Raw genomic sequence first — 11,791 nt, forward strand, 5'->3', positions numbered from 1 at the left:
TTAATCCATCTGTGGACGCCCCGATTAACGCAAGTGGTATTTGGAGGTAGGCACGTAGTCGGATGCTGCCATCTGTCCGGCCTCTGATGCAGCGATGATGGCTGCGGGCCCGTATGGGAGTTCGCGGACCGGAACCACATCACTAACGCGTGCTGATGAAGCACGGTGGATTAACCTGGTTCTTCCGATCCCGTCTCGCCGACTGTTGTGCCATACCCTCCTTCGACCGACTACGTTCCGACGACCTCTGGCCCGCCTTGGCTTACGCCGTGGCTGCGACCGGAGCTTTGTAAACTTCATCCTTCGTCAGCAGCGCCCAGACGATCCGTGCCGTCTTGTTCGCCAGCGCAACCGTCACCAGCATGCGTGGCTTGCGCGCCAGCATCTGCTCGAGCCACGAGCCTTTCGCCGCCCCGCGCTTGCTCGCCTGTAGCACTACCGCGCTACTGCCAATAATCAGCAACCTTCGCAGCGTGCGCTCGCCCATTTTCGAGATAGATCCCAGCTTCTGTTTCCCACCAGTTGAGTGCTGACGAGGGGTGAGGCCGACCCAAGCGGCGAAGTCACGCCCCTTGGCGAATGTTTCTGACGGCGGCGCAAGCGCGGTGATCGCCGTTGCCGTGATCGGTCCGATTCCTGGGATCGTCATCAGGCGGCGCGCGACTGCATCCTCGCGAGAGCGCCGGACTATCTCTTTGTCGAGTAGCGCGATCTGCCGGTCAAGCGTTGCCAGAGTATCAAGCAACACCATACACACCGACCGCACCCCTTCGGGCACCGCTGACCGATCGGAGACCAGCGCCCTGAGCGCTTCCAGATGCGCCAAGCCCTTGGGTGCGATCCAACCATATTCTGTCATGTGCCCGCGCAGGGCATTGCCGATCTGGGTGCGCTGGCGGACCAGCAGATCACGCGCCCGGAACACCATCGCGGCTGCCTGCTGTTCCTCAGTTTTCACCGGCACGAACCGCATGCTCGGACGCTGTGCTGCCTCACAGATCGCCTCAGCATCAGCCACATCGTTCTTTTGGCGCTTCACAAAGGGCTTCACATACGCCGGAGCGATCAACCGCACATCATGACCGAGCTTGAGCAACTCGCGCGCCCAATGATGGGCTCCGCCGCACGCCTCCAACACAATTAGGCAACGTGGATGAGCGGAAAAGAAGGGCAACAACTTCGAACGCGTGATCTTCTTGCGCAAAATCGCATGGCCTGACGCATCTACCCCATGCGCCTGAAAAACATGCTTGGCGATATCCAACCCGATTATGCTAACTTCCGACATGGACGCCTCCCTAAAGTGGTGTTCAACACCTCCACTGTGGCACATCGATGCCGTCGGGGGGCGTCCACCCCATCACTAACACTCCAATCGGTCCACTCTGTGGGGGCAGATCACTCCAATGCAATGAGCGATCCCTGGCCAGCACGGAGACGGGCAGACAATCCAGTAGGAAAATGTCTGTCTCTCCCCGCGCTGCGACCCTTTGCGCAACGAATTCTCAAAAGGCGAATTTCAACCCCACATTGGCCGATGCCCGGCGATTATCCTGGCTGTAGGTCTGGGCGGCATTGGCAAACAGGGAGAGGGCGGAACTGACCCGCATCTCCACGCCGCCGCTGACGCTCCCGACCAGCCCGCCATGGCGCGCGCCGAGCGAGAGCAGGCCCTGATCCGTACCCGCAAAGCCGGCCAGCGCTTCGACGCTGCGGCCCTGTAGCTGATATTGCGCGCCCAGCCGCACGAAGGGACGAAGCGCGGCGGTCGAAGTCCGGCTGCGGCCAAAGGCGATGCCGCCATCCGCGAACAGCGCATCATGCTCATCTTTCGCCACATCGAGCGCCCAGACGCTGCCGCTGTCTTCGCTCAGGCCCGTTCGGGTCGTCGCGACATAGGTCAGGCCGATGTCGGGACGTGCGACCCAATCGGTGCCCAGCGCCGCCTCATAGGAGAGCGACAGGTCGCCGATCCAGTTCTTGAGTCGGAAGTGACCATGTGCCTTGCCGCTATCGGGCGTCACGCGATCGGTGTCGGCATCGAGCTGATGATAGCCCAGAGATGCGTCGAAGCGCAGCGCACCCAGTGCATAGCTGCCCGCAAGGCCCGCGAACCAGCCATCGGCGTCGGTCTGCGATCCCAGTTGGCGCAGCGTCTGGTGCGAGTCGAGATAGCCGCCGAAACCGGCGATCGACCAGCGATCGGTGGCGATGCCCAGGCCGCCGAGCAGGCCATAACTGCGCGAGCGGCTGGCCGAGTGGCCGGCCCGGTCGTCGTCCGCAATCCGGCCGAGGCCACCCATATACTGGCCGATGCTGAAGGCCCGCGGCGTCGCGTCCACCGACAGGCGAGCGATACTCCGCGCTGCATTGGCAATCGCCAGGCCATTTTCCACGCCCATCTGGGTCGCAGACGCATAGGGTTCGGCGGTCAGGCGGGCGAAGGCGGCGGCGTTCGGCGCGCCCGACGCGGTGGCGAGCACCGGCAGGGCATCGATCAGCCTATCGCTTGCCGTGCCAACCGCGATCACCGCATTGATATGGTCGATCGCGCGCTGCACTTGCGGCGTGAAGCTGGCATTGTTGAGGAACTGGCCGAGCACGCGGATACGGTCATCATCCTGGATGACGCTGCCGAACAGACCCTGTGCCTTCACGATGTTGCTATAGCTGCCCGAAATGCCGCCGGTGGCGATAATGAGATCCAGGGTCGTGCCGGGCTTGGCCTGCTGGTCGGCGGCAAGGACGAGGTTTGCGCCATCAGCAATCGTCAGCGTGCCGGCAATGACCAGCTGATCGGACACGGTCGGCGTGATCTCCATCAGCGTAGTCGATCCGCCGGCGAGCGCCACATCGCCGGTCACGGTCATGATACCGGGCGATGCGCCAGGGCTGAGCGTGCCAGCAACGTTGATGTTGCCGATCACGTGGCCGGCCGATCCGAAGGTTGACCCCTGACCCACCAGGATGGTGCTGCCGCGGATGGTGGAGCCCGTCAGCCCGACCAGGCGACCGCCACGCATCTCGATCGCGCCGAAATCGGCTATGCCCGAGACGGTCGCATAACCGCTGGCCATGTCCAGCCCGGCGATATTGCTGACTGCGGCGAAGCGCACCGGCGCTGCCGCGCTGCCGGCATTGAGCAGGATTTGGTTGCTGCCCGCACCGCCATCTATTGCGCCGGTAAACAGGCCATTGATGGTGAAGCGATTGTCGCCGTTACCGAACGTCAGGCGGTCAGCGGTCAGCGCGGCGCTGTTCGCCAGCGCGAGATCGCTTTCCACATTCAGGCTCAGCAGGCGGAAGCCATTGGCCAGGGTCAGCGCGCCGCTGCCCTGTGCCACCAGCGCCTCGAAGCCGTTCAAGCTGTTGCCGTCCAGCGTACGTGCATCGGTCAGGACCAGAGACAGGCTGTCATTGCCTGCCCCACCCGACAGGACGCCCTGCCAGAGGGCGCCGTCGGCCAGCCGCACGATATCATCGCCGCCGCCCATGTCGACCTGGCCCAGCAGGCGCCCGCCTGTAGCGATGTCGAGCTGTTCGCCGGCGTCGCCGAAACGAAATGTGCCGTCGTTACTGCCGAGCTGGCCAGTCACGATCAGGCTGTTTCCCGCCAGCGACAGTGTCTCGAACCCGGTCGCTGTGCCAGCCAGGGTGACCGGGCCTTGCGCGGTAAAGGTCAGGCTGTCATCACCCGCGCCGCCATCATAGCGGCCGGCCGCGCGCGCCAGGTCGAAGACCAGGCCGTCATGGCCACCGCCAAGCTGAACCATGCTGGCGTCGCCGGTCAGGCGCAACTGCTCCTGCCCATCGCTCCCCAGGATCTGGCCCACAAACTGGCCGTTTGTGGCAAGGTTCAAGTTCGTGCCGATCAGGTTGATGGCGTCATAGCCCTGACCCAGTCCCAGGGTCAGCGCTCCCTGGCCTTCCACGGACAGTTGCTCGAAGCTGGCCTGCGCGCCAATGCCGCTGCGGTCGCCTGCGAGCATGACGCGATAGAGATCGGTCCCGGTGCCGCCGTCGACCAGTCCGGCGACGCTGCTGCCCGCTTGGTCGGTGAAGCTGTCATTGCCTGCGCCGAGCAGGACCGGACCATCGATGATACCAGCATTGACGATGCTGTCGTTGCCACCGCCAAGGTCGATGCCGCCGCCGATCGTGCCGGCATTCAGCACGCTGTCATTGCCTGCGCCGCCGGTGATGGTGGTGGTGGTACCGCTGCGCAGCGTCTCCCCCAACGCCACGGTGACGGTGCCTCCGTCGAGGCCGATCGTATCGAAGCTGAAGTCGCCCGAATAGGTGACATTCCCTTCGCCGATCTGGAAGAAGCGTTCGAAATTCACGAACTGGTCGGCATTGATCGCACCGCCGCCGGTGGCATCGACAATGAAGCTGTCATTGCCCGCGCCGCCATCGACAACGCCCTGCATCACTGCGCTCGCCAATTGCGTGAAGCTGTCGTCGCCATCGCGCAGATAGACGTCGCCGGTGATCGTGCCGCGATTGACGATCACGTCATTGCCGGCGCCGAGTTCGATCGAACCGATGATCGTGCCGCTGTTGTTGATGCTGTCCGCTGCACCGCCGATGGCGTGTATCGCACCGGCCAGATAGGGACTGCCGCACGACAGGGCCAGTTCGTCGGTGTCGGTCAGGACGGTGCCGGCGCCGCCCCGGATCGTGCCGGCATTGTCCACAGTCAGCGCTGCGCCGACCGCCAGGACGGCGCTGGACAGGTCGCCGGTCGCCTCGATCGTGCCGCCTGTCGCGTTGGTCAGGGCCAGCGTGGTCGAACCATTGCCCAGCAGGGCGATGGCGGCGGCGTGCTGGGTATAGATGAAGTCATCATATCCGGGATAGGAGTAGATTTCGGTCACGCCGCCCGCATTGGCACGGATGGTGCCGTTGTTGACGATCTGAACGGAATCGGCCGTATCATAATAGCCCAGTGAAAGGCGGACCGCCGCACTTGCGGGGCCAGCAGCTTCGATCAGACCGCTGTTATTCAGCAAGTAGGTGCCGCTGCTCGTCCCCGCATAGTGAAAATTGCTGATCGCGACGACGTCGCCGTCATCATCGAAGCGGAGCGTTCCGCCATTGTTGAAGATGAGGTTGCCGGCGGTTTCTCCGGCAAAGCCCGCCACGACCGATATGTAACCTTCGACGATGCCGCTATTCGCTATCTCGATACTGCCTGCCACGTCATCGGCAAAGGCCGCATTGACGAACACGTCGCCATCGATCGACCCGTCGTTGCGGAGGCTGATGCCAGACAGACCTTCGCCAGACAGTCTGACCGCGCCATAGTTCGCGCCTGTGATCGTGCCGCTGTTGGCGAAGCGGATATCGCCTTCATAGCCATATTGCGTCACCGTAGCCATGTAGCTTGAATCGGCGGTTCCGATGCTGCCCTGATTGTCGAAAGATGTGGCCTGGCCGACGAATCCCCCGTTAAGCACGCCTTGGTTGATGAACGCAGCCAGCTTTCTCGGCAAATAAGCGGCGACCGTCGGCGACGAATAATAGGGCATGTCCGTCGATACATTGCCGTCAAGCGTGGCGAGATTGACGATCGTTCCTTCGCCACCGACGAACAGGCCATCGTTCGATTGCGCGTCGGCATCGATCGATACCGTGGCGCCGGTCTGCGCCAGCAGATAGTCGTGTTCAAAACCAATATCCGGGCGAGCACCCAGGCCGACCATGGCGTCGGTTGCGAAGACCCGGCCGAACATGTCCTGACCCCCGCCGCCATCGACCGTCCCGGTCACGCCGAGATCGTCGCCCAGCTGCAGCAGGATGTCGTTTGCGCTGGTGAAGCGCAGGCTACCCTCTATCGTGCCGCCATCGGCCACATAGACGCCGGGGCCGCCATAATAAGAGGAATAGTCGCCGAAGCGGACATCGCCCTTGATGGTGCCGGCATTGCTGATCTGGCCACTTTAGAGGGAAATGGCCGTGCCGCCGATACCGCCCTGGATGATGCCGCCAGCCTCATTGCGGATCGATGCGGCATAATAGGAACTGGTGATCGCCGCTCCGTTCGCGCTGCGGATCAATCCGCTGTTGGTCAGCGTCGCGCCATAGACGAGATAGTCATAGATGACGGCCGTACCGCCCGTATCGATCGTACCATTGTTGACCAGCGTGTTGGCGTTGATGACGCCGCGGGAGGTTCCTGTACCGCCGGCCGCTTCCCGGATCGTGCCATTGTTGATTAGCGTCGTCTTGTCATAGCCGGAATAGAAGCTGCCATTGAATGCATCGGCCCGGTTGACCTCGATTGTCCCGCTGTTGATGAGGGTGCCGCCACCGGCCACGGCGGTCAGCCGGGAATATTCAGTGCCCGTTGCACGGATCGTACCCGCATTTTCAAAGCTGCTTTGCCCGCCTAGCGCTATGAGCGGCGCGCCGAAGCTATAGGTGTCTGGTAGAGACTTGGACAGGGTGCCATGACTCACCAGCGTGACGGCGTTGGCGATCGTCTGGCCTTCCGCATCGGTGAGGTAGGACGCGACATTCATGCGGATCAACGGATCAGACAGCGTGGCGGTCATGTCTGCCGTCAGATCGACGCTGCCCTGACCGGCGAATATCAGCGTATCGGCGGGCGTTGCCGATGCGCTCAGGGTCAGTGCGCTGCCGGTGGCCAGATCATAGCCCATGCGGCGGAATATCCCGACCTTGCCGACGTCCGTCGCGACCGTGCCGTCGATGATATAGCGAAGATTTTCGCTGCCGCTGCCGGTGACAACGCCGCTGACGCCCGCAAACTGACCGGGGCCATTATTGACGAAGCTGGTGACGAACGTGTCGTTGCCGCTGCCCAGATTGAGGTCGCCATCCAGCATGCCACCCGCCCGCGCGATGAACACGTTGCCGGTGGTCATACCGCCACCGTCGCCGCCGAAATCGACATCGCCGACGATCAGGCCGGCGTTGGAAAGCAGCGAACCGCCTGAGCCGAAATAGACCGGCGACTGGCGGACGGCAGCCGTGCCACCCCGCACGACGGCGCCGGCTTCGTTGTACAGAATGCCGCCATAGCCGAATTCCAGTGCCGTTCCGGCCGAACTGATCGTGCCGCTATTGACGACGGTCGCATAATAGATACGCGCGCCAGCGGTCGCGCCCTCGATGAGGCCGCTATTGGTGGAGCGCCCCTGATAGGCATTGCTGAAATCCACGCCCAGTCCGCTGGTGGAGCGGATCGTCCCGCTGTTGGCAAGGGCGATCATGGTGCTGACGGCCGTTCCATCGGCGATGATGGAACCGCTGTTCACAAGCGCATCGCCCCGGGTGAATCGAACGGCGTTGCCTCTCGTGGCGGTGATCGACCCGCTGTTGCTGAAATGGGCTTCGTTACCCAGATCGACAGCGAACTGGTCGGCGCCGGTGAGGCGGGCGCGAATATTGCCCTCATTGCTCACCGTCAGGCCGCCGCTGGCACTGCTATCGCTGACCAGCGCCGGGCCATCGGTGTCGATCAGTCCTGCCTTGATGAAGCGGTTTTCGCGGTTGTAGAAAGATTGGTCGCCACCGCCGACCGCGATCCTGTGGGTCGAGACAAAATCCTGCCCCAACGTCACGGTCGAACTGTTGCCGACCCAGATGGCCAACTGTTCGAAAGTGTCCGGAAGCGCCATTCCGGCGTTGAGGGTCGTATCTTCCTTGAACAGGTAGCGCAGCGTGTCCACCCCGCCACCGGCATCCAGTCGGCCGGTGATGTTGCCGATGCCCGCCGCATCGGCGATGAACACGTCGTTGCCGGCGCCGAGCAGTACGTCCCCGTCGATCACACCGCTGCGATTGTCGATCAGGCTTCCGCTATAGATACCGCTGGTTGTCGAAACGATATTGCCAACAATGGTTCCGCTGTTGGTCAGCAGGATCGGACCGCCCGTTTCAATGGCATTGCCAGGGCTTTCGATCCGGCCGGCATTGCTGATCGACAGATAGGACGGGGCCGTGACGGCTGCGCCCGATGCGGCGCGAATTACGCCGGTCGCGCCATTGTCGAGGTAGAAGATCGTGTTGCCGGCGATCGCCGCGCCGGACCCCAGATTTTCGATCAATCCGGCATTTTCGACATAATTGCCCGGATTGAAGTTGCGATACTGAAAGATGGTGGCGGCGCTTCCGCTGGAGCGAATGATACCGCTATTCGCAATCGTGCCCTGCCCACCATATGTGTAATAACCAGACAAATCGATGATTGCGTTGAGCGAGCCGCCGTCTATCAGACCTTCGTTGATGAGCGAGCCAACCTGCGCCTGGATCGTACCGATCACGCCCGTTGCGCTGTTATGGATGCTTTCGAACCGCCCATATGCCGTGGTGTCGCCGCGCAAGGCAATGCCGCTGGTCCCGCTGATCGTCCCGCTGTTGGCGAGTGTGACCCAGGCCCAGTTGTCATAATAGTCGCCTACCGGATTCACGGAGATGCCGATGCTGCCGCTGATGCTGGCACCTTGCTCCACTGTGATGGCGCTCAATGTGCGACTTCCATCGTAGGTGTAGGCCGATCCCTCGGGGCGCCCGATCACAAATATGCCGCTATTGGCGCCGGTTACAGCACCACGCACGACTATCTCCGATGTCGTGTTGTAAGGCCTGCCCGGCTCGACCGAGGCCTGCACGACGATGCTGCCGCGCCCCGGTCCGGAAACGATCGCGCCAGAATCGACCACCACCCTCACGCCGTTGACGCCGACGGTCAGGCCATTTGCCTCCACGCCGCTACAGGTCGTTACATTGCCTGTCACGACCGGGATGGGTGCGCATTGCGCCCAGACCGGAGATGCGGAGGCGGCCGCCATCGCGGCGACGCTGCTGCCAAGCGCCAAGGTCCAGCGCCGGCGCGCCGTCATCATGTTCCGACACATCAATTGCAAACTCCCCCCGCCCATGTAGCGCTTAAATTTCAACCCCGTATAGCCGCATGGCCTTTCATATCGCTATTGTCGAGCTGTAAAACTCGAGATCGGGCGGATAGTTGGTTCAACACGAATATTCTGGTCTCAACCGCACTGGCTCCACAGATCGTTGAGTTGGCACCGCCCCATATCCAACTGGGGCGACGTACAATTTATGAGGATGTCCGCATCCCAGATGGTCGCTATACCAAGGTCAGGATTGGCTTGGACATGGACCCAGCTCTTGCCGTCTGGGGGCATTATAGTCGATCGGCTGCACCCGCTTCGACTTGGCCAGCGAGGAGAAGCGCCGCTCCATCATCTCGCGCTGGTCGCGCCGCGGCAGGTCTGGCGAATGAAGCAGGAACAGGTCGAGCTGATTTACTCGCGCGGGTCATGCAGGATCTGCATTTTTCTCACGGATGGACGGGCGAACGAATGCCATGTTCTGCCATCAGACGCGACGCAACGACAGTGCTGGAAATGCGCGCCGCTGAACATGGATGCTGCCCAGTTCATGCATCATCATCGCTACTTTGGCGCCAGCCATGGCACTTTTCTCGCGATCTTGTACGGACGGTAAAGTGCCATGGCTGCAAAATCTTCAGGACGGCGGGAGAAGAGATTCACCTTCGCCGCCGCGTGCGATAGATTCCTGCTATGTTCCATCAGCCAGACCTGTTCGAACCCTTGACCACTCCAGTCCAGCGCATGGACATGCCGGCATTGGTGGAAAGGATCATGACCGTCTCTCCGAGACCGCGATACACGCTGATCGTCCTTAACCTGCTGGCGAAAGGGGCGGATCCGGCGGGCGTAGCCGGTCCCTATATCGTCGATGAAGGCCATCGGGTGCCGGTGCTGGACTGGCTTGGCAAGGCGATGATCCCCATGGCCCAACGCCACCATCGGCGACAAGCGATCCGCCGGTCACTGGTCGATGACCTCAAGGCCCGCGATGCGATGCCGGAAGACGCCGAGCGAGGCTCGCCGGCCGATATCCTGGTTTGAGTCCAGAAGGGGGATATAGGGAACCCCTTGAAGATCATCGAGGGCAAGGCGCTCGCCAGTGAGCCATTCGAAAAAAAACCAAGCCCGTCTGACATAAGGGCCTCGCGGCTTCACCGCGATCAGTTCGGTGAGTTCCTCTGCTATGCCCTCGCAGCGAAACACCTGGCTGATTACGCGAAGATCGCGCCCTCATGCTTGAGAGCCACTGTGAGATGCTCGATTCGCTGCTCAGGTACACGGTAGTTCGCGTTCCGCGGAAGCAGAACCCATTCGACGCCATCTTGAACGGATGTCGTTTTTTGTCCGATCGCCATCAGCGTTGTCATCCTGCGTGGCGGAGGGCAATCGAGTTCAAAATCCTCGATTAATTGCGCTAACCCATGAGCAGGTCGTTGAGTGGGCGGCCGGGAAGGATCGTTATCATCTTTGCGATCTTAGGATTGAGGAACTCAATTTGCGATTGAAAAAGTCAGTTTACCGGCGCGATCGCCTGAAACGCTATATCTCGTCCTGATTTTCTAACCTCTCCGATTCGTTCGCGCGATTTTCCGTAAATGTCCCATGTGATTGATCGAAAGTTCGTGCGACAGTGCAAAAGCACTATCTCTCCCTCTGTCCGCAGCGCCAGATGTGTGCGCTGCGCAATCTGGGTGAAAGGCAGTTCCGCAGTCCTTTGAACCGAGGCGTGCTATCGAGGCCATTCGGCAGATGCGCCAGCCCGGTCGTGTCCCGCGGGGTGGTGTAGGAAGGTTTCCCTGAGAGGGTGGCCACCGTCGATCTTCTGGTAGGGTTCGGATGCGAACTCGAACCTGGAGAAGAAGACGATGACCGAGGACAGAATGGCCCTTGTCGAGCTGATTGAGCAAGGGGCTGATAGCGATTTGGTGCGTGAGATGCTGGCTTTCGCCGCAGAGCGTATGATGGATCTCGAGATCGAGGCGAAGACGGGCGTGCCTTGCGGATCACGCAGCCCGGAGCGGCTGAACCACCGCAACGGCTACCGCGAGCGGGGTTGGGATACGCGAGCTGGCCGGATGATCTGGCGATCCCGAAGCTGCGCAAAGGCAGTTACTTCCCGAGCTTCCTGGAGCCACGCCGCACCGCCGAGAAGGCCTTGGCGGCAGTGATCCAGGAAGCCTACGTCCACGGCGTTTCGACCCGTTCGGTCGACGATCTGGTCAAGGCGATGGGCGCCAGCGGTGTTTCAAAGAGCCAGGTCAGCCGTTTGGTTGCCGAGATCGACGAGCGGGTGAACGCTTTCCTCACGCGACCGATTGAAGGCGAGTGGCCCTATCTATGGATCGACGCCACCTACCTCAAAGTGCGCGAGGGCGGACGGATTGTCTCGACGGCGGCGATAATCGCGGTGGGCGTCAACACCGATGGCCGACGCGAGGTTCTGGGCGTGGCCACCGGCCCGTCGGAAGCCGAACCTTTCTGGAAAGCCTTCCTGCGCTCTCTGGCTGACCGAGGCTTGCGCGGTGTGAAGTTGGTCATCGCCGACGATCACAAAGGGCTGCGCGCTGCCGCCAGCAAGGTATTTTCCGCGACCCAGCAGCGCTGCCGGGTGCACTGGATGCGCAATGCGTTCGCCCATGCGGCGCCGAAACAACGACCCGCTGTCATTGCCATGATCAAGACCATCTTCGCGCAGGAGACGGCCGAGGCGGCGCAACAGCAGTGGGACCAGGTTACCGATGCCCTGCGCGAGAAGTTTCCAAAGCTGGCCGACATGATGGACGCATCACGCGAGGACGTGCTCGCCTACATGGCCTTCCCCAAGGATCATTGGGCGCAGATCGCCTCCACAAATCCACTGGAAAGGGTCAACAAGGAGATCAAGCGAAGGGCAGACGTGATCGGCA

At 61.8% G+C, this 11,791-nt stretch carries 4 protein-coding genes and 2 pseudogenes; 2 read left to right on the plus strand and 4 right to left on the minus strand.

Annotation, left to right across the window (positions count from 1 at the left end; all coding sequences use genetic code 11):
* Window positions 1–262: 262 nt before the first annotated feature.
* From DM806_RS18370 to DM806_RS18385, 4 genes and pseudogenes are all read right to left on the minus strand, one after another.
* On the minus strand, window positions 263–1,288 hold the full coding sequence (locus DM806_RS18370) for an IS110 family transposase (RefSeq protein ID WP_179044561.1): 1,026 nt from the start codon (window positions 1,286–1,288) through the stop codon (window positions 263–265).
* A gap of 217 nt (window positions 1,289–1,505) precedes the next feature.
* On the minus strand, window positions 1,506–5,855 hold the full coding sequence (locus DM806_RS27620; protein ID WP_179044622.1) for an autotransporter domain-containing protein: 4,350 nt from the start codon (window positions 5,853–5,855) through the stop codon (window positions 1,506–1,508).
* A gap of 87 nt (window positions 5,856–5,942) precedes the next feature.
* Complete coding sequence (locus DM806_RS18380; RefSeq protein WP_179044623.1) at window positions 5,943–8,873, minus strand: beta strand repeat-containing protein; 2,931 nt, start codon at window positions 8,871–8,873, stop codon at window positions 5,943–5,945.
* A gap of 165 nt (window positions 8,874–9,038) precedes the next feature.
* A pseudogene (locus DM806_RS18385) lies at window positions 9,039–9,285 on the minus strand (replication initiator protein A); the annotation flags it as partial.
* A gap of 290 nt (window positions 9,286–9,575) precedes the next feature.
* Between DM806_RS18385 and DM806_RS18390 the strand changes: the two are divergent.
* Window positions 9,576–9,926, plus strand: coding sequence for a hypothetical protein (locus DM806_RS18390; RefSeq protein WP_179044624.1), 351 nt, complete (start codon window positions 9,576–9,578; stop codon window positions 9,924–9,926).
* An 824-nt stretch (window positions 9,927–10,750) separates the two neighbouring features.
* A pseudogene (locus tag DM806_RS18395) lies at window positions 10,751–11,791 on the plus strand (IS256 family transposase); the annotation flags it as partial.

Origin of the sequence: Sphingobium lactosutens (genome assembly GCF_013393185.1) — a bacterium.
Taxonomy (GTDB): Bacteria; Pseudomonadota; Alphaproteobacteria; order Sphingomonadales; family Sphingomonadaceae; genus Sphingobium; species Sphingobium lactosutens_A.

Excerpts from the sequence above, each read along its gene's own strand:
- DM806_RS18390 (WP_179044624.1), top strand. The coding sequence starts at position 9,576 with ATGTTCCATCAGCCAGACCTGTTCGAACCCTTGACCACTCCAGTCCAG.
- DM806_RS18380 (WP_179044623.1), bottom strand. The coding sequence starts at position 8,873 with ATGATGACGGCGCGCCGGCGCTGGACCTTGGCGCTTGGCAGCAGCGTC.
- DM806_RS18370 (WP_179044561.1), bottom strand. The coding sequence starts at position 1,288 with ATGTCGGAAGTTAGCATAATCGGGTTGGATATCGCCAAGCATGTTTTT.